The organism is Streptomyces sp. NPDC038135, from assembly GCF_055601245.1.
This window is the reverse complement of record NZ_JBVJXS010000016.1, coordinates 80,554-97,793: the sequence shown is the minus strand read 5'-3', so window position 1 is coordinate 97,793 and position 17,240 is coordinate 80,554. Positions and strand designations below refer to the sequence as shown.

Here is a 17,240-nt window from a genome sequence, read left to right as displayed (position 1 = left end):
CCGGGCAGGGCGCGGATTCCCGGAAAGGGGTACGAAGGTGCCGCTGAGCTGCCATTTTCGAAATCAGGCCCGCATGCTCCGCAAAAGTGATGGGAACTCAGTCCGCAACAAATCGAGGTGTGTTTGTGTAGCGTCTAGATCAGCGGCAGGGCTAAACCAGCCCTGGTGTTTGAAAGGAGATCAGGTGAAGACCATTGCTAAGGCAGTAGCGGGCACGCTTCTTGCGGCCGGCGCTGTCATGGCGCCTCTCTCGATGGAGGCATCCGCGGCTCCGGCGGCGGTCCACGCGACGGCAGTGGCGCCCTCGTTCCACCCGGGCAACCACCACGGCTACGGCTCCCGCCACTTCGACGAGTGGCGGCGGGGCTGCGACGACGACCGCTACGACCGCTACGGCCGCTTCGACCGCTCCGACCGCTGGCGTCACCGCAACCACTGCCGCTACGACCGCTGGGACAACTGGGGCCAGTACCGGTGGGGCAACCACTACCGCGGCTCCTACTGGGACTGCGACTGACGTCCTCTAGTCCACACCACATCCGAGCCGCCCGCGGTCAGCGCCCCTGACCGCGGGCGGCGGCCCGTCGGTCGGCGTCGCCCCCGGCTGTGCGGGGTCGTGCACGAAGCGGTGTGCTCGCACGCCCCGCCCCGCGGTGTGCGGCCGGTCCGCGCACCGGAGAGCAGCGGCCGCGGGGGAGCGGCGGCGGGGGAGAGGAGGGGAGGAAGTGGAGTCTGGGGGGCGGGCGGGCGCTGCAGTAGCGTGTGGACATGGCGAAGTTCGACGCTGTCCAGGTGAACCTGTGGTGCGCCGACGTCGAACGCTGCGCGGCGTTCTTCCGCCGCCTGGGGATGCCCGAGCGTTTCCGGTTCCCGCCGGACGGGGAGCCGCACCAGGTCGAAGTCGAGGCCGCCGGGGTGCGGATCGGGTTGACCTCGGCCCGCGTGGGCGACGAACTGTTCGGCATCGCCACGACACCCGGCGAGAACACCGAGGTCGTGCTGTGGTGCGACGACGTCGACAGCCTGCACCGGGCGGCACTCGACGTGGGAGGCGAGCCCCTGACGACTCCCACCGACTCGCCGGACGGCCGCCTTCGATACGCCTGGCTGCGCGATCCCGAAGGGCACCGCGTGAAGCTGGTGCAGGAACGCAGCCGAGCCTGAGCGGCCACTGACATCGTCCACCCGGCACCAGCGGTTAAGGTCCCTCCCGCCGCCCGGCGAGCAGACCAGCCCACGGGTGGGTATCGGCAGGGGCCCCTGTCGCGTCGACCGCCCGTCCACCTCGCATCGTCCGGCAGCTCCAGGCCGCGGGCACACCGCCGTGGCGGGTCGCGGCGGGAGCAGCCGCCGGGTTGCTCAGGCGCCGGGCGCGGCCGCGGGCCGGGTGGAGACGCCGACGACGCCGTAGACCCGGTCGCCCAGGGTGAACTCTCCCAGGGGGACCATGCCGAAGCCGTCCACGTGGACGCGCCACGACGCCTGGTTGGCCCGTTCGATGAAGGCGACCATCACCTCGGCTCGTGGCGAGGCCGCCCGGAGGGCCGCCGTGAACAGTCCCCTCGCCACTCCCTTCCCGCGGTAGGCGGCGGCGACCACGACAGGCCCGTAGAGCAGGAAGGGCGTCGAACGCAGCGGGCGCCCCTGCCACTTCAGCGAGTCCTGCCGGTCCAGCAGTGCCTGGACCGGCGGGGGCGCACCGTGTGTGTGCTGCGGCGAGGTCAGACCGAGCAGCCCGGCCAGGCGGCCGTCGTCGTCCGCGACGAGCAGGCTCCCGTCCTCGGCCATCGCGCGCAGTGTGCCGGCATCGAAGCTGCCCTGCACGAAGCCCTGCCGCGCACGCTCCTGCTCGGTGAGCGCGTCATGGTGATGGGCCGCGAAGAGTTCGGCCGCGGCCGGGGCATCGGCCGCAACGGCATGTCGATAGTCCATGGCACCGATCCTGCCGGGTACTGCGGCCCACGCGTCAGCCCCCGCCCCGCACGGCGGTCACGCACACGGCACGGGCACGGCAGGAGCCCCCGCCCGACACGGCAGGAGCTTCGTGCCCGGTTGTCACGGCCGGCCGCCGCGCTTCGACGCCGATCGCGCCGATGTGCCGGCAGGCAGCTGCAGGCACCGGGACTCCCGGTGACCGGCGGCCCTCTCGCCCGAGGCCGCCCCGGCAGCCGGCCTCGGCAGGCCGGCCGCCGCACAGCTGCGGCGGCATGCACTACAATGGATCTTGAGCTGGTCGCCGGAACTCCGGCCGACTGGTGTTGCGTTGGTGGTCCAAGGAAAGACGCCCCGCTTCCTGCGGGGAGATGCAGGTGCAAGGCCTGCCCAGCGCTCGGGAAGTGGAGGCGGGTCCCCGTGCACGACACGGGGACCCGCCTCCACGCGTATCGCGGTCCTGGCGTACCGAGCGCCCCCGAAAGGCCCCCTCACGTGACTTCCGGCCTGACCCGGCTCACAGGACTGCTCGCCCGCTCCGAGCGCACCGCCCCTGCTCCGGACTGGGCCGCCGCGCGGACCGCTCTTCGCACCGACCTGCCCGCGGACCACAAGGAGCTCGTCGAGACGTACGGAGGCGGCCTCGTCGACGGCTACCTCCTGCTGCTCGAGCCGAACTGCCCCAACGGCGTCTACGACCTCCTGAAGACCTCCGCGGAGCGCGAGGAAGCCCACGACTCGTTGTGGCGGTTCGAGGACAAGCCCGACGAGATGCGGACCCCGGGCAGCCGCCTGGTCTGCTGGGCCACCACGGACAACGGTGAGTACCTGTACTGGCTCGTGCGGCCGGACGACGACCCCGACACCCGCACCATCATGATCAACAGCGAGTCGGGGGAGGACTGGGAGCGCCACGACATGACCGTGACCCGCTTCCTGGCAGCCGTTCTCGCCGGGGAGATCCGCTCGGAGATCCTCGGGGACGGGTTCCCGCTGCCGCGTCACGAGTTCCGCCCGGCCCGCCGGTTGCAGGACGAGGCACGGCCCGGCGGGGGAGGGGAGCCGGGCCGAGCCATGACCCAAGGGCCGTGAGGGAAGATCGTGACCCCAGGGCCGTGAGGGCAGATCGGCCGAGGGGCCGAGCTGCCCGATATCCTCACCGGCGTGGTCGACGAGGGGCACGCGCATAGGGCTGAGGACGCGCCGACGACAGCCCGGCTACGGGACGTCCTGGACCGCGCCGGGCACGTCGTGATCGTCGAGGGACCACCGGAGGAGACCGGCTCCGCCGACCTGGCGCGGACCGTGGTGACCGGTGCCGACATCGCCGGCCTGGCCCGGGTGCTGGCCCTCGTGGACGGCGGCACCGGCGACCGGTGCCGCTGCCGGGGCTGGCCGACGATCACGGTGTACGACCGCGCCGGCGACGCGATCGCCTGCTGGACGCTGCACCACCAGTCCGGTCTTCGGGGGCTGGGGTGTTGCGACGCCGACCTGCGCGACGGGCCGGCGCTCACCGCGTGGCTGGCCGAGCGAGGCCTGACCCGGTCACGGGAGGTCCAGGCGGAACTGGCCGCCCGGCGGGCCGAGGACGAGCGGCGCCGGATGCGCTGGATCCATGCCGCGCCGGCGGGGCTGTCCGACGCGGCCGCAGCCCTCGCCCGGCCGCCGGGCCGCGACCACGGAGCCTGGTCACGGCACGTGCGGACGCCGAAGCCCGGCTCACCGCTCTCACCCGGCGCCGCTACCCCGACGGGATCGAACGGGCGCGCGTCCTGCTGGCCTGGGCCGGGACATCCGCCAGGGAGCCCACCGGCGGCCTGAAGTGGCACGACCTGGCCGTGCACCGGCAGCTGCTCGCCGAACCCCCCGAATCCGTCCTCACCGCACTCACCACCGGCGCACCCGGCCCCGCCCGACTCGACGGCGCCGCCCAGCTCTTCGGCTCCCTGGAGTGGACCACCGCGCACGGCAAGGACGTGCCCGAGCCACTGAGAACGACGCTGATCGAGCACATCCAAGCGGACGGCACCGACCCCATGAGATTCCGGATGCGCCACGGCTACTACGGCGCCCGACGCTCCACCTGACAGCACCGGACGATGACGGACCCACCCCGCGAGCCCACCGTCGGCCTGAGGCCCCACCACCTCGGCCTGAGGCCCCACCACCTCCGGTCCCCGGAACCCCCGGAGACCGACCCGAGCCCCCACCGGCCCCCCGGCCCCCCGGGGTGCTCCCCGCCGGGCGACCGGATCGTTCCGGCCCCAGCCCCGATCATGCCTGTCAAACCCGAGTACGCGCAGGTCACACTGGTGGACATGAGACGAGCCCTGATCGTGATCGATGTCCAGGAATCCTTCCGCGCCCGCCCCCTGTGGGAGCAGATCGCCAACCCCGACATCGCCGAGCCGGTGAACCGGCTGGTGCGCCTCGCGCGGGACAACGGCGACCTGCTGGTCTGGGTGCTGCACACCGAGCCCGGCAGCGGCGACGTGTTCGACCCGCAGACCGGGCACGTCCGGCTGCTGAAGGAACTGGAGCAGCCGCTGCCGGGGGAGCCGGTGCTGTACAAGACCTCGCACAACGCGTTCACCACCACCAACCTGCAGCAGCGGCTCACCGAGGCCGGGGTCGGCGAGCTGTGGGTCTGCGGGATCCGCACCGAGCAGTGCGTCGAGACCACCGCCCGGATCGGCAGCGACCTGGGGTACGAGGTCGTGTTCGTGGCGGACGCGACCACCACCAACCCGATCGGCGACCTCAGCGCCGAGGCGATCACCGAACGCACCCTGGCCGTCCTGCGGGACCGCTTCGCACGGATCGCCACGGTGGACGAGCTGGCAGCATCACCGGTATGACCCGTGTCGTCTTCGTCCTGCTGCCCGGCGTCCACCTGCTCGACCTGGCCGGCCCGGCCCAGGCCTTCTCCACGGCAGCGGGCTTCGGGCAGCCGTACGTCCTCGACTACGTCGCCGAAGAACCCCAGATCCGCAGCGCCCAGGGCCTGCCGCTGACCGCCCGCACCACCTGGCCCGACCTCGACCCGGGCGACCTCGTCGTGGTCCCCGGATGGAGCGCGCCCACCCTCAGGGGCGGCCCCCGCATCAGCCCCGAGACCGCCGGACGGCTGCGCGCGCACCATACCGCCGGCGGCACCGTCGCCAGCGTCTGCGCCGGAGCCGACGCCCTGGGACAGGCCGGCCTCCTCGACGGCCGCCGCTGCACCACACACCACCAGCTCCAGGACGAACTCGCCGCCCGCCACCCCCGGGCGACGGTGGTCCGCGACGTCCTGTTCTCCGCCGACGACCGGATCGTCACCTCCGCCGGCATCGCCAGCGGCATCGACCTCGCCCTGCACCTGCTGGCCGCACGCCACGGCCCCGCCCTGACCGCCCGGGTGGCACGCGAAATGGTGATCTACGCACGCCGCAACGGCAACGAACCCCAGGCCAGCGCCATGCTCCGGCACCGCGGCCACGTCGACGACACCGTGCACCGCACCCAGGACCTGATCGACACCCACTACGCCGAGCCGCTGCCCCTGACCCGCCTGGCCGCCCACGCCGGCGTCAGCGCCCGCACCCTCACCCGCCAGTTCTCCCGCGCCACCGGCGGCCTCACCCCGCTGCGCTACCAGCAGACACTGCGCCTGGAACGCGCCGAACACCTGATCGGCCAAGGCGCCACCACCGAATCCGCGGCCCGGCAGGTGGGCTTCGAGGACGCCCGCATGCTGCGCCGCCTGCGCTCCCGGCCCTCCTGACCCCCACACCCGACGCAAACGGCCGACGGCACGGGAACAGGAGCACGAACACGACGTCCCGGACGAGGACACCGCACGACGAGGACACGGCACGACGAAAACACCGCACGACGAGGACACGGCACGACGAGGACACCGCCCGTCGCCCGCGCCCCCTCGCCCAACGAGCACGCCGGCCTCAACCGCCGCACCCGCCACGGCGCTTGACCGCCCGTGCCCGCCCGCCGCGCGAGGACCCGCGGCCCCTTGCGCGACCCGGCGCCCGTCCACCTCCACGGAGACGACCACACGCCCAGGGGGAGTGAGCGGCTGCGCGTCAGGCGGAGCCGGGCGGCAAGGCGCCCAGAACGGCAGCGAGGCGATGCGGGTCGCGGCGGGCGATGTTGTGCCCGACGGGGATCTCGTGAACCCGCCAGCCCGAGTCGCTGCGCAACCGTTCCCTCAGGGCCACGAACGGGCTGCCCGGCCACGCCCCACCGCTGATGAACGTCTTGCCGGGCGCGCGGCCGGGGTCGCCGCCCAGCCTGATCGACTGCACGAAGCTCGCCAGGGGGTGCGGACGCGCGCGCGGATCGAGGCCCTCGGGGACCGCCACCCATCGGCCGTCGGCGCGGGCGCCGGCCAGGAACAGCTCCCGGAAGCGGTCGCTGGTCAGGGACCAGCACGAGTCCCCGTCGTCCGGGACGTAGGCGTCGATGAAGACGATCTGGTCGAGGCGGTCGCCGAGCCGATCCGCGACACCGGCGATCACCATCCCGCCGTAGCTGTGCCCGCACAGCGCGACGGGCTCTCGGCCGCTACGGTCACCACGGTCGATGATCTCGGCGACCTGGGCGATATGGGCGTCGAGGTTCGGCGGGCGGTCCACGTCGACCGGGCCGTCCGCCTCCAGCCCCGACAGGGTCACCGCCTCGACGTGGTGACCGTCCCGGCGCAGCTCGGCAGCCACCGGGTCGAACACCCACCCGCCCTGCCAGCCACCCGGCACCATCACGAACCTCACCGCGCCATCGTAGGCCGGGCAGACCGCTTCAGAAGCAACTTCCGTGGCGGCCACGGCAGATGACGCTGCGGGCCGGCCCGAGCAGGCCTTGGGGGAGACCGGCGCGGTGCACCCGACGAAGGCGCAGTCGCCCGCCCGGCACTACCGGGCGAACACGCAAGCAACGAGCTGATCGCCTCCCGGGCGAGCTGCCGTCGCGCATGCCCCTCGCCCAGCCGAAGAACCACCCCCCGGGCCGCGCCTCGACGTCCGGTACGCGACAGCCACCCCCCACCGTGCAGCCGGTCGCCGCGGAGGACGATTCCGAACGACTCCCCACCTACGCGACGTCGGGCCGGGTCATCAGCGGCGACCGCACGTGCACCTCCAGGCTGGGCCCGGTCAGGGGCACGGTGCTCCATGTCGCCCGCGCGGTCCCCGCCTCGGCGTCGACGACCAGACGGACGCGGTGCGGGGTGGTGACGACGTAGAGATCGGCGACGAACGTGCCGCCCTGCCAGGCGCCGGCCGCGACGACCGGCCGGCCGACTTCTGACAGCCTGCCGGCCGGCGCCCGCGCCACCACCGCGGTGCGGTACGGCCCGCCCCGCGCCGGCGGGCGTCCAGTACGTCCACGCCCGGCAACGCGCACGCCGTGCCCGGAGCGGCCCCGCCGGCCCCGCCGCCCGACGGGCCCCGCGCCGGCGGGCCCCCCACCCCCAGAGCGATCCAAGCCGCGCACACCACCGCCCCGAAGCCCCTGGACACGCCAAGGCGCTGGTAGGGGGAACGGGAATAGGGGACCGTGCGTGCGGCGTTGCCGCAGCATGGGCGATATATCCCGATACGGTCATGACGGGCCCGGTCCGTCGGCCTTCCCCGCTGCCCGCGCCCGCCTCGCGGCCGACCGCGCCGACACCCTGACCCGGGCGGCCGCGCTGAGCCGCGACTTCGACGGCATCGTCGCGGCGAACGCCCTGGTCGCGGTCGACGACGAACACGACCCCGAAGGGGGCACCACCGCCTTCGAGCGGGCCCACGTCGCCGCCCTCATGGCACAGACGCGCGAGCACCTCGAAGAACTGGACCGGGCACTGGAACGACTCGAACAGGGACGGTACGGGCAGTGCGAAGGCTGCGGCGGGACGATTCCCCCCGAACGCCTGGAGATCCGCCCGGCGGCGACCACCTGCGTCCGCTGTGCCCGGCCCCGCCCACGCCGCGCGTGACGCCGGCCAGTGCGGCACCGGCCCTTCGAACGGCGAGCCAGTGCGGCACCGGCTCTTCGAACGGCGAGCCCCGCACGGCAGAGAGGGGGGCGTCGATCCGCGCCCTCTAAACGGCGAGCAGCCCGGCGAGCACCGCGGCCCCCACCGCGCAGAACACCCGCATCTTCCTCCACCCCGGTCCCGAAGCCTGCCGGCTCAGCTCCCACACGAACACCAGGGCGCCCCCCAGGCCCAGCCCGCTCCTCAGCAGGAAAACGGCGGTGTGCACAGAGAGCCTCCCAGGACGTGTGAACGGACGGGAAGGCTATCCCGGGCGGCGGGCCCGAGGAGCCGCGAGCGCGGCCGCAGCGACGAGGCCGCACCGCCGCCGCTGCTCGGGCCCGTGCGGGAACGCCTGCCCGAGCAGCCGGCCCGGCCCGCCGCACGAAGGCATCTCCCGGTGGTAAATACTCTCCCGATGGGTTCACGCACTTCCCCGGTCCGCCGGCCGATCACGATACGCAGGGCCGTCGCGCGGGACGCCAAACGACTCACGCGGCTCGTGCGCGGCTCACGCGCCTACGAGGGCGAGTACGCATCCGCCGTCGCGGGCTACCGGGTCGGCCCCGACTACATCGAGGCCCACCACGCCTTCGTAGCCGTCGACGCCGCCGAGCACGAGGGCCAGGGGGGCCGGATCCTCGGCTTCTACTCCCTCGTCCTCGCACCGCCGGAGCTCGACCTGCTGTTCGTCGCCGACGACGCGCAAGGACGAGGTCTGGGACGAATGCTCGTCACACACATGCAGGCACAGGCCCGCGTCGCCGGACTCGACCGCGTCCGGGTCGTGTCGCACCGTCCCGCCGAGGACTTCTACCACCGCGTCGGTGCGGTACGCATCGGCACCGCACGCGCGAACCCGCCCGCCGTGCCGTGGGACCGCCCCGAATTCGAGTTCCGCATCCTCCCGGAATGACCCGGCCTCCCGGTCCGCAAGCCACCGGCCCCTCGAGCCGTCGGTCATCGTTCCCCGCCCGAGCCGTCGGTCATCGTCCCCCTGGCCGTCCCGCAGGGCGGCCGCCGCACCCGCCACACGATCCCGGACGGTGAGGCCGCCGCATGCGGCGCGGGCGGCCCGACGGCTGCGCGGTCCGACGGCAGCGGGCGGTCCGGGCGGCCGTCAGTCCGCACCGAAGAAGACGCCCCCGGCCTCGCGCAGCGCGTAGCAGACCAGCGCGTACCCGGCTACCGGGTCGGCCCACCACAGGCCCGCCGACGAGTTCAGCACGAGGCCCAGCAGCACGGCGGCGGCCAGCAGGCCGTCGACCAGGGTGACCCGGCCCTCCGCCGTCAGCACCGGTGCGCGCCTTGCCCGCGGCGAGCGCGAACATGACCGCGGCCGTCACCGCCGTCCAGCCGATGCCCAGGGCCGAGGGGCGGGCCCGGAAGCCGGTGGCCAGTACCCAGGTGGACTGCACCAGCAGGTACACCGCCAGCAGCCCGAAGCCGAAGCCGATCAGCCGCACCGCACGCCGCCGGCGCTCCTCCCCGCTGCCGGACAGCTCCCAGACCACCACGGTGGAGGCGCCGATCTCGATCAGGGAGTCCAGGCCGAACCCGGCCAGTGCCACGGATCTCGCCGAGACCGCCGCGACGGCGAGCACCACGATGCTGATCACGTTCCAGCCCAGGGTGGCGTACTCGAGAGCGAAACCGCGGCGCAGAAGCCTCCGGCGGGCGGCGTCATCAGCTCCGATCACCGCGCGATCCTCCCCACTCCCCACCGCCCAGACCGTCCAGGATGCCGCCGCGACCGCGCGGCGGCGTGCGCGCGCCTGGCGTTCCGGCGGTCAGCAGGCGGCATTCAGCCGGAGTACACGCTGTTTCAACGTCGTTTCACCAGAGTTCCGCCTCGTGCCTACTTCACACTCACGCGTCGGCGCCGCCTCGGTGTGCGCCGCGGCCGTCGCGTTCTCCGGACTGGCGGCCACCGGGCTGCTCGCCGCTCAGCCCGCGGCCGCCGCCGACCCGGCCGGCTACCAAAACGTCCGCATCAACGAGGTCACCTCCTTGGGCAACGACACCGTGGAGCTGTACAACGCCGGTTCCACCGCGGTGAGCCTCAGCGGCTGGAAGATGTCCGACGACGGCTTCTCGCCGCAGTCGTTCACCCCGTCCGCCACCACGCTCGCCGCCGGCGGGTTCGTCACCTTCAACTCGCCCAAGGGACTGGGTGACGCGGACAAGCTGGTGATCTACACCGCCGGCGGCGCGGTCGTCGACCGTGCCGAGTGGGCCACCGGCAAGGCGAAACCGGCGATGGCGCGCTGCGGCGGCGACGGCACCGGCGCGTGGACGACCACGGCCACCGCGACCACGTTCGGCGCCGCGAACGCCCCGGGCTGCCCGTCGTCCGTCCCGCCGGCGAGCCAGGTCCGGATCAACGAGGTCACCTCCGACGGCTCGGACACCGTGGAGCTGTACAACGGCGGAACAAGCGCGGTCGGCATCGGATCGTGGAAGTACGTCGACGGCGACACCGCTCACTCCCCGGTGACGATCTCGTCCTCCGCGCCGAGCGCGACGAGTATCCCGGCCGGCGGCTACGTCACGTTCGACTCCGCGCTCGGTCTGGGCGACACCGACTCGCTCTTCCTCACCGACGGCAACGGCACCTCCGTCGACTCGGTGGTCTGGGCCACCGGCGGCGCCAAGCCGTCCGACGAACGCTGCGCGAACGGCACCGGCTGGTTCCGTACCTCCGCGACCGCGACGCCCGGCAGCGCCAACTCCTGCACCGGCAACGGTGGCGGGGGTCAGACCGGCCGTCTGCTGGGCGGCGGCGGCGCCCTCACCAGCGGCTGCACCCCTGAGGCGCCCTCCGGCACCGGCCCGGCCCCGGCGGGCACGTCGGCGTGGCCGGGCGGCCTGGACGTCACGATCACCGACAACGTCTGCGCGTTCACCACGTCCACCGGCCCGGAGGGCCGCGACGTGAGCGGGCTGGCGTTCGACCCGGCGAACCCGTCGGTGCTGTGGGCCGCCAAGAACAAGAACTGGCTGTACAAGCTGGTCAAGAGCAACGGCACATGGGTTCCGGACCCGTCGTGGAGCGCGACGGGCAAGCAGATCCGCTTCGCGGGCGGCTCGGGCCAGCCGGACTCCGAGGGGGTGACGGTCGGCGGCAACGGCCACGTCTACGTGACGTCCGAACGCGACAACGCCGACAACACGGTCCCCAAGGACACGATCATGGAGTTCGACCCGGCCGCGACCGGATCGACGCTCACCCCCCTCCATCAGTGGGACATGACCGCACAGTTCCCCCAGCTCGACACCGGCAGCAAGGACGACGCCAACCTCGGCTTCGAGGGCGTCGGTTACGTGCCCGACAGCTGGCTGACCGCGAACGGCTGGGTCGACCCGCTCACCGGCGCCCCCTACAACCCGGCGGACTACCCGCTGCACGGGTCGGGCCTGTACGCCGCCGGCCTGGAGTGGGACGGCACGCTGCACGTCTACGGCCTGAACTCCGACGGCACGTTCACCACCTTCGGCGCCGTCGCGACCGGCAAGGCGTCCGTGATGGACGTGACGTTCGACGCCGGAACCCAGCGCATCGTCGCGACCTGCGACAACACCTGCGGGGAGACGCACACCTTCATGAAGGTCGACGCCGCCGGCAGGATCGTCCCGGACGTCACCTACACGAACCCGGCCGTCATGCCGACCGACAACCTGGAGGGCTTCGCGATCGCACCCCCGTCCACCTGCGTCGCCGGAGCCCGCGAAGCGGTCTGGAGCGACGACGGCATCCACGGCTTCGGCTCCGCGAGCTCCTCCTACGGCCACGCCCTCTACAGCGGCACCTTCCCCTGCTGACCCCTGCCTGACCCCTGCTGACCCTGGCGAGCCGGAGCCTGGACCGGCACGGCTTCCAGGGACGGCAGGCGACGACGAAGCTCCCGGCAGCCGGCGGTCACGGCCTGCCCCCGGCCTGCCGGGAGCCCGCCGTACCCGTCCTGCCGGACGATCGACTGCCGACCGGACGGGCGGCGCCGCCCAGCGATCCGGCCGATTCCAGGTGCGCCTCATCCGGAAAGCCGTGTTGCGCGGAAGAGGAGACGAACACGCCGGACAGCGCGTTTCACGCACCACGAGGAGACGGTATGGCCGATTCCACCGATCGCGAAGCCGAGTCCGTATGGGACTACCCGCGGCCGCCCGCTGTGCTGCCGGACGACCGCCTCGTCCGTGTCGAGTGCGGTGGCCAGGTGCTGGCCGAGACACGGCACGCGGTCCGGGTACTGGAGACCAGCCATCCTCCGACGTTCTACATTCCGCCGGAGGACGTCCGGTCGGATCTGCTGTTCCTCACCGAAGGCCGCACCTGGTGCGAGTGGAAAGGCAGCGCTCGCTACTGGGACGTGGTCGTCGGTGACCAGGTGCGAAGCCGGGCCGCCTGGAGCTACGCAAGCCCCGAGCCCGCGTACACGCTCCTGAAGGACTACTTCGCCTTCTACGTGAGCCGGGTCGACCGCTGCCTCGTCGGAGGCGAAGAGGTACAGGCCCAGGAGGGCGACTTCTACGGCGGCTGGATCACGAAAGAGGTCCGGGGGCCCTTCAAGGGCGCCCCCGGAACCCGCGGGTGGTGAGCACCTCTCGCCCCACCGCACAGCCCCCGCGCACCGACCACAGACGGACAGCGACCTCATACCCGCCGCACCCCCTTCGCCTTCGCGAGCAGGCACGGCCGCCGCCGCCCCGCCCCCGCCGCGCACGCAAGGGGAGCCGGCCGCCGGGGAGGGACGGCCGGCCGGGGCCGCCGGGTCCGCCGGGTGGTGCCGGCCAGGGGTCAGGCGAGGGCGTCGCGCAGATAGGCGGGCAGCGCCTGGCGGACGGCCGGATCCGCCTTCCACCCGCGGTCGGCGAGGTGGCCGGGAGTGATGACGCACGGGCTGCCGTCACCGGTGCGGACGACGACGCGGAACGTTTCACCCCGGCTGTCCCGGCCGGCGAGATACGCGGCGAGAACGGCCCGGCCCAGCTCGGCGGGGTCCGCGCCGATCGTGGCACGGCCGAAGTCCTTGCAGATCCACACGTCGCTGAACCGCTCGTGCATCAGGATCTCCCACCGCACGCAGCCGGGCATCTCATCGCGGTACACGACCGCGATCCTCCCTCCCCGCAGCACCCTCCCGTACCCCTACCTGCGAGTACTGGCCGGAAAGCGCGCCTGTCCGTCCGGACGGTCCGGCCGCCGCGGGCCGGGCAGGGCCGCCGCGCACCCGCCCTTGGCACTCGTCCCGGCCCTGCACCCCGTGACGCCGGACGGCGGCTCTCACATCGGCGGGGTCCGGGTGCGCAGCCGGTCGATCTCGACGAGCACGCGATCCACCAGCGGACGCACTCGCGCCAGCAGTGCGTCGCTCCAGCTCTCCTCGGAGTAGGAGCAGTGGAGGTAGAGCCGCCTGGCGTGCTCGAGGGCGGGGCGGAGCTCGGGCGGGAGCCGGGCGAGGGCCCAGTCGGCGGCGGCGTCCTTCGGCCTGATCCGGCCGGTGGCGAGCGTGGTCCAGACGCGGGCGAGGGTCAGCAGGACGTTGCGGGTGTCGCTGTCCAGGGCGTCGAGCAGGCCGGGAAGGCCCGCCACGCTCGCCCGGACCAGGTCGGCCCGCGGCACCGGGTCGAGGACCTCCGCGGGGGGCGGCCCGGTGAGGGGGCGGTCGCCGGACAGCGCCACGCCGATCAGCAGGGCCAGATCGGGCATCGGCTCCGGCTGGGGCACCTGTCCGGCCTCGTACTCGGCGCGCAGCCACTCGCCGTAGAGGAAGTCGCAGGCCGGCGGATACCGCCAGGGCCGCACCTCGCACTGCACGACGACGGTGAGCTCGACCGGGCGGGCCCGGTTCCGGGAGCCGGAGATCTCGAGGAGTCCGCCGAGGAGTGCCCGCCGGTCCTGCTCGTCCATGCCCCGCCGGGCGACGACCAGCACGTCCACGTCGCTGGCCGGCCTGAGCCCTCCGAGCACCGAGGAGCCGTGCAGATAGGTGCCGATGACGTCCCGGCCCAGCACACCGTCGACCAGCCCCACGATCTCCCGAACCTGATCCACCGCACCACCCTCGCCCACAGACCACAGACCACAGACCACAGACCACAGACCACAGACCACCGGCCGCCGGCCGCACCGCATCATCCGGCAGCCGAGACGCGCCCGCGGCCGCGGCCCGCGGTGGTTTGTTCCCCCGCCCCGGCCAGGGCAACGATCGGACCGGCTCGACAGTCGTAGCAAGCGGACACACATCGGTCTCCTGCGCCCGCCACCGACTGCCCGACTGCCCGGTGGCCGGCAGCACAGCCTGTCACCCCCCGGGAGGACTCATGAGCCGTTTCGCCGCACCGCCCAGCCACAGACAGAACGGCGGGCGGAACCTCGCCCCGCCCATCGCCGCCGCACACGCCGGACGGCGCAGGCCCGTCGGCCGCCTCGCAAGCCGCGGCGTCCTGGTAGGGGCCGTCGCCCTCGCGCTGACGGCGGCGGCAGCCTCGGCCGACGCCGCGCCCGGCGACCCGGTGGTCAGCGGCGCCACCGTCAACTCCGGACACGACGTCATCGTGGGCACGACGCACGACGTGCGGTTCCCGGTCACGGTCACCGGAGCGGACGATCCCGGCCTGTCCTTCGCCGACGTGGACCTGAAAGGGCCGCACGGCGGCTTCTACACCACCGACGCCTTCTGCGAGACCCCGACGGCATGCACGACGGTGTTCACCGTCAACGCCCACCCGGCTCCGGGCGGCGACGACCCGGTGGACCTGGCCAACGCCAACGCGGGAACATGGACGGTCGACGCCCTGGTCGACACCGGCGACGGCGATTCCGTATTCGCCCCCGGCGTGGGCTCGTTCAGCCTCAAACGGGCCGCGCGGCTCACCGTCGACGCCTCACCGGAACCGGTGGCCAAGGGCGCTCGTATCACCATCACCGGCAAGCTCGTCAGGGCCAACTGGGACACCTACCGGTACGCGGGATACGCGGGCCAAGCCGTCACCCTGCAATTCCGCCCGAAGAACAGCAGCACCTACACCACGGTGGCCACGGTGCACACCAGCGGCACCGGAACCCTCCGCACCACGGCCAAGGCGGTGAAAGACGGCTACTGGCGCTGGAACTTCCCCGGCACCCACACCACCGGCCCCGCCAAAGCCGCCGGCGACTACGTCGACATACGCCCCTGACAGCCCGCCACCAGCACCCCCACCCGCTCTCACCGGCAACGGCGCCCCCGAAGGCGGCCTTCGCGTCCGTAGCGGTGGCGGGCGGCGGTGCAGTGGGGGGGGGAGGGCTCATCTGCCGGCTCGGCTGCGCCGCGGCTCCGGCGTCTCGTCCTCCCCGTCCCGGCCGGCATCCCACGCCATCGACCGCCGAAGCAATATCGGCGGGCCGAAGAGCCCGGACGCCGTGACCCAGGCCATGACCCGGATCGCGGGCTCCGGCATCCGGGGGACCAGGCACCCTCTGGACTCCGGCCGCCTGGCCGGTACCGCCCGCCCGGCAGGCCGGCCGCGACGCGACCGCCGTCGCCGATCAGCACGGCTGGGCCCGCCACAGCCGCTCGATGCCCGGCTACGCCTTTCTCGCTGAGGCGCACTTCTCCGGCAACGTCTGGTCGGGGAGGGCGCAGCTCTTGGCGGCCCCACAGCACGACGGCGGTCAGGACCAGGCCGAGCGAGCCGAGTGGCCCCCCGACCCGCCCCGGTACGCCTGGTGAATGGGGCCGCGCCTGCCGTGACACACCTCCCGGCCCAGCCTGTCCGGAAGTTCAGCCGGGCCGCTGGGCGCGGCGACGGCGTTGGGCGAGCAGCACACCGGCTCCCGTCGCCACCGCCGCAGCAGCCACGCCGGCGGCGGGCAGCGCCGAGGAGCCGGTCTCCGCGAGGTTGCCGCCAGTCGTCGTCCCGCTGTTCGCCGTCCCGCCGGTGACCGTGGAGGACGATCCGCCGTCCGAGGCATCGCCCGAGGCACCCGTCGAACCGCCTGCCGAACCGCTCGAGCCGCCAGCCGATCCACCCGAGCCGCCCACCGCCCCCTCGGAGCCCCCCGCCGACCCGGAGGAGCCCCCCGGCCCGTCCGAGCCACCGCCCGCGACGTCCAGAGTGATGTCGGCCTGGTCGTCGGCCTTGTCGGGATCGAACGGCCGGGCTTCGGTACTCAGGGCTATGGACCCCTTGGCGCCGCGCACCCGCTTGTCGATGCGCAAGACGAAGGTGTAGGTCTCCCCACTGCCTTCGTAGAGCGACCGCATGCCGCACACGTACGCCCCGTCCTCGGCCCGGCAGAAGGTGCCGCGCCTGACGACCGACGTCCCGGCGGGCGGAGTGACCACCACGCGGACGGCCTCGTCCCCTTCCCTGGGCCACACCCAGGCGGGCCCGGCATTGGTGAACTTCACCTTCATCGTGACCGTGTCCCCGACGCTCCCCCTGAGCGCGGCACCCGTCACCCGATAGTCGGCCGTGTTCACCGTGGTGACGGGCACGTCCACGATGCGCGCCGACCCCACGCCCCCGCCCTGCGCCGCAACGAGCCTCACGGGCGATGCGGTCCCCGGCACCGGGTCGCTGCCGTTGTCATCGGCCCCCGGATCAGCGCTCTCGACACGCAGGCGCAGTTCGTCGTTGAGCGCGCGGTCCAGAGCCGTGACGCGCAGGGGCCTGTCGGTCGTGTAGACGGCGCCGGGTTCCACCGCCTGGTCGAACGCGCACACCGCCGTCCACCGCTCGGGCATCTCGTCGTACGGCCGCACGTGCTGCACCTGGCAGTTGGAGGGCACCTGGGCGAAGTCCAGTCCCCGGGTGACGGAGTAGGCGACCCACACCTTCTCGGCCGCCACCGTCCCCTTGTTCGCCACGGTGGCCGAAACGTCGACGCCGTCTCCCGGCCTCAGCCCGCTGACCGGCGCAAGACCCCCGACGACCAGATCGGGAGTGTTCTCTTCACCGAAGGCCGCAGGCACCATGGCCAGTGCCGCAAAACCTGCCGCGCCGAGGGCGGCAACACAAGACCGGAAGGTGCGACGGGCCGGTGAGAGTGTCGGCACGGAGAAATCCTTTGCTGGGGACGCGAGCGAACGAACGATGCCTCCGAGGGAACAGTCCCCGCTCGCTAGACCCCCGCCGACCCCGAACGGTTGCCCACCCGGCGCAGGGCAACCGCTGCCGACGGTGTGACGGCGCGCCGTCTTCCGGTGGCTGAGGCTGCGGCGCCGGGGGAGCGGGCCGGGCTTGCCGAGTGGGGGAGCGGGCGCCGCGCAAGCCAGGATGTGTTCCTGGCCCCGCCGCGCCCCTG

The 17,240-nt window shown here is 73.2% G+C and carries 20 protein-coding genes; 12 read left to right on the top strand and 8 right to left on the bottom strand.

Translation table 11 applies throughout. The features are described from left to right. The first annotated feature begins 184 nt into the window (after positions 1 to 184). Together ACZ7JA_RS35595 and ACZ7JA_RS35590 are read left to right on the top strand one after the other, a co-directional pair. Positions 185 to 517, top strand: coding sequence for a hypothetical protein (locus ACZ7JA_RS35595; protein WP_389305596.1), 333 nt, complete (start codon positions 185 to 187; stop codon positions 515 to 517). Positions 518 to 768: 251 nt separating this feature from the next. Then, the gene (locus ACZ7JA_RS35590; RefSeq protein ID WP_470812550.1) at positions 769 to 1,164 is read left to right on the top strand and encodes a VOC family protein; all 396 of its coding nucleotides are present in this window, start codon (positions 769 to 771) and stop codon (positions 1,162 to 1,164) included. A 195-nt stretch (positions 1,165 to 1,359) separates the two neighbouring features. Here ACZ7JA_RS35590 and ACZ7JA_RS35585 read toward each other — a convergent pair whose 3' ends face one another. Beyond that, positions 1,360 to 1,932 (bottom strand): GNAT family N-acetyltransferase, encoded by a 573-nt coding sequence (locus ACZ7JA_RS35585; RefSeq protein ID WP_389305600.1) that lies wholly within the window; start codon positions 1,930 to 1,932, stop codon positions 1,360 to 1,362. A 495-nt stretch (positions 1,933 to 2,427) separates the two neighbouring features. Between ACZ7JA_RS35585 and ACZ7JA_RS35580 the strand changes: the two genes are divergently transcribed. The 5 genes from ACZ7JA_RS35580 (at position 2,428) to ACZ7JA_RS35560 (ending at position 5,701) form a co-directional block, all read left to right on the top strand. Further along, entirely contained in the window at positions 2,428 to 3,024 is a 597-nt protein-coding gene (locus ACZ7JA_RS35580; protein WP_470812548.1) for an SMI1/KNR4 family protein, read from the top strand. Between the two features lie 72 nt (positions 3,025 to 3,096). Further along, entirely contained in the window at positions 3,097 to 3,756 is a 660-nt protein-coding gene (locus tag ACZ7JA_RS35575) for a hypothetical protein (RefSeq protein WP_470812546.1), read from the top strand. 17 nt (positions 3,757 to 3,773) lie between these two features. Further along, positions 3,774 to 4,022, top strand: coding sequence for a hypothetical protein (locus tag ACZ7JA_RS35570; RefSeq protein ID WP_470812544.1), 249 nt, complete (start codon positions 3,774 to 3,776; stop codon positions 4,020 to 4,022). Between the two features lie 231 nt (positions 4,023 to 4,253). Further along, positions 4,254 to 4,793 (top strand): cysteine hydrolase family protein, encoded by a 540-nt coding sequence (locus ACZ7JA_RS35565; protein ID WP_351672203.1) that lies wholly within the window; start codon positions 4,254 to 4,256, stop codon positions 4,791 to 4,793. Continuing rightward, positions 4,790 to 5,701, top strand: coding sequence for a GlxA family transcriptional regulator (locus tag ACZ7JA_RS35560; protein WP_470812541.1), 912 nt, complete (start codon positions 4,790 to 4,792; stop codon positions 5,699 to 5,701). The genes ACZ7JA_RS35565 and ACZ7JA_RS35560 overlap by 4 nt, the downstream gene beginning before the upstream one ends. A 316-nt stretch (positions 5,702 to 6,017) precedes the next feature. Here ACZ7JA_RS35560 and ACZ7JA_RS35555 read toward each other — a convergent pair whose 3' ends face one another. Continuing rightward, on the bottom strand, positions 6,018 to 6,704 hold the full coding sequence (locus ACZ7JA_RS35555; protein WP_470812539.1) for an alpha/beta fold hydrolase: 687 nt from the start codon (positions 6,702 to 6,704) through the stop codon (positions 6,018 to 6,020). A gap of 319 nt (positions 6,705 to 7,023) precedes the next feature. After that, positions 7,024 to 7,269 (bottom strand): hypothetical protein, encoded by a 246-nt coding sequence (locus tag ACZ7JA_RS35550; RefSeq protein ID WP_351672209.1) that lies wholly within the window; start codon positions 7,267 to 7,269, stop codon positions 7,024 to 7,026. 241 nt (positions 7,270 to 7,510) lie between these two features. Here ACZ7JA_RS35550 and ACZ7JA_RS35545 point away from each other — a divergent pair, with 241 nt between their 5' ends. Then, the gene (locus ACZ7JA_RS35545; RefSeq protein ID WP_450752062.1) at positions 7,511 to 7,912 is read left to right on the top strand and encodes a TraR/DksA family transcriptional regulator; all 402 of its coding nucleotides are present in this window, start codon (positions 7,511 to 7,513) and stop codon (positions 7,910 to 7,912) included. A gap of 106 nt (positions 7,913 to 8,018) precedes the next feature. Here ACZ7JA_RS35545 and ACZ7JA_RS35540 read toward each other — a convergent pair whose 3' ends face one another. After that, a complete protein-coding gene (locus ACZ7JA_RS35540; RefSeq protein WP_351672212.1) occupies positions 8,019 to 8,180 on the bottom strand; it encodes a hypothetical protein in 162 nt (53 codons plus the stop codon). A gap of 189 nt (positions 8,181 to 8,369) precedes the next feature. On the opposite strand from ACZ7JA_RS35540, the gene ACZ7JA_RS35535 reads away from it, so the two are divergent. Beyond that, a complete protein-coding gene (locus tag ACZ7JA_RS35535; RefSeq protein WP_470812536.1) occupies positions 8,370 to 8,867 on the top strand; it encodes a GNAT family N-acetyltransferase in 498 nt (165 codons plus the stop codon). Between the two features lie 204 nt (positions 8,868 to 9,071). On the opposite strand, the gene ACZ7JA_RS35530 is transcribed toward ACZ7JA_RS35535, so the two are convergent. Continuing rightward, positions 9,072 to 9,248 (bottom strand): hypothetical protein, encoded by a 177-nt coding sequence (locus ACZ7JA_RS35530; protein ID WP_470812534.1) that lies wholly within the window; start codon positions 9,246 to 9,248, stop codon positions 9,072 to 9,074. Between the two features lie 557 nt (positions 9,249 to 9,805). On the opposite strand from ACZ7JA_RS35530, the gene ACZ7JA_RS35525 reads away from it, so the two are divergent. Then, the gene (locus ACZ7JA_RS35525) at positions 9,806 to 11,773 is read left to right on the top strand and encodes a lamin tail domain-containing protein (RefSeq protein WP_470812532.1); all 1,968 of its coding nucleotides are present in this window, start codon (positions 9,806 to 9,808) and stop codon (positions 11,771 to 11,773) included. A gap of 287 nt (positions 11,774 to 12,060) precedes the next feature. After that, positions 12,061 to 12,546, top strand: a complete 486-nt coding sequence (locus ACZ7JA_RS35520) for a DUF427 domain-containing protein (protein ID WP_351672220.1) — start codon at positions 12,061 to 12,063, stop codon at positions 12,544 to 12,546. 200 nt (positions 12,547 to 12,746) lie between these two features. Here ACZ7JA_RS35520 and ACZ7JA_RS35515 read toward each other — a convergent pair whose 3' ends face one another. Beyond that, positions 12,747 to 13,058, bottom strand: coding sequence for a hypothetical protein (locus ACZ7JA_RS35515; protein ID WP_351672222.1), 312 nt, complete (start codon positions 13,056 to 13,058; stop codon positions 12,747 to 12,749). Between the two features lie 174 nt (positions 13,059 to 13,232). Then, positions 13,233 to 14,003, bottom strand: coding sequence for an aminoglycoside adenylyltransferase family protein (locus ACZ7JA_RS35510; protein ID WP_470812529.1), 771 nt, complete (start codon positions 14,001 to 14,003; stop codon positions 13,233 to 13,235). 269 nt (positions 14,004 to 14,272) lie between these two features. Here ACZ7JA_RS35510 and ACZ7JA_RS35505 point away from each other — a divergent pair, with 269 nt between their 5' ends. Further along, positions 14,273 to 15,130: a calcium-binding protein gene (locus ACZ7JA_RS35505; protein ID WP_470812527.1), complete on the top strand. Its 858-nt coding sequence runs from the start codon at positions 14,273 to 14,275 to the stop codon at positions 15,128 to 15,130. Positions 15,131 to 15,714: 584 nt separating this feature from the next. On the opposite strand, the gene ACZ7JA_RS35500 is transcribed toward ACZ7JA_RS35505, so the two are convergent. After that, positions 15,715 to 16,992 (bottom strand): hypothetical protein, encoded by a 1,278-nt coding sequence (locus ACZ7JA_RS35500; protein WP_470812525.1) that lies wholly within the window; start codon positions 16,990 to 16,992, stop codon positions 15,715 to 15,717. Positions 16,993 to 17,240 lie beyond the last annotated feature (248 nt).

Coding starts and splice junctions, on each gene's coding strand:
- ACZ7JA_RS35565 (WP_351672203.1), top strand. CDS start 4,254: ATGAGACGAGCCCTGATCGTGATCGATGTCCAGGAATCCTTCCGCGCC.
- ACZ7JA_RS35590 (WP_470812550.1), top strand. CDS start 769: ATGGCGAAGTTCGACGCTGTCCAGGTGAACCTGTGGTGCGCCGACGTC.
- ACZ7JA_RS35545 (WP_450752062.1), top strand. CDS start 7,511: ATGGGCGATATATCCCGATACGGTCATGACGGGCCCGGTCCGTCGGCC.
- ACZ7JA_RS35585 (WP_389305600.1), bottom strand. CDS start 1,932: ATGGACTATCGACATGCCGTTGCGGCCGATGCCCCGGCCGCGGCCGAA.
- ACZ7JA_RS35560 (WP_470812541.1), top strand. CDS start 4,790: ATGACCCGTGTCGTCTTCGTCCTGCTGCCCGGCGTCCACCTGCTCGAC.
- ACZ7JA_RS35535 (WP_470812536.1), top strand. CDS start 8,370: ATGGGTTCACGCACTTCCCCGGTCCGCCGGCCGATCACGATACGCAGG.
- ACZ7JA_RS35520 (WP_351672220.1), top strand. CDS start 12,061: ATGGCCGATTCCACCGATCGCGAAGCCGAGTCCGTATGGGACTACCCG.
- ACZ7JA_RS35505 (WP_470812527.1), top strand. CDS start 14,273: ATGAGCCGTTTCGCCGCACCGCCCAGCCACAGACAGAACGGCGGGCGG.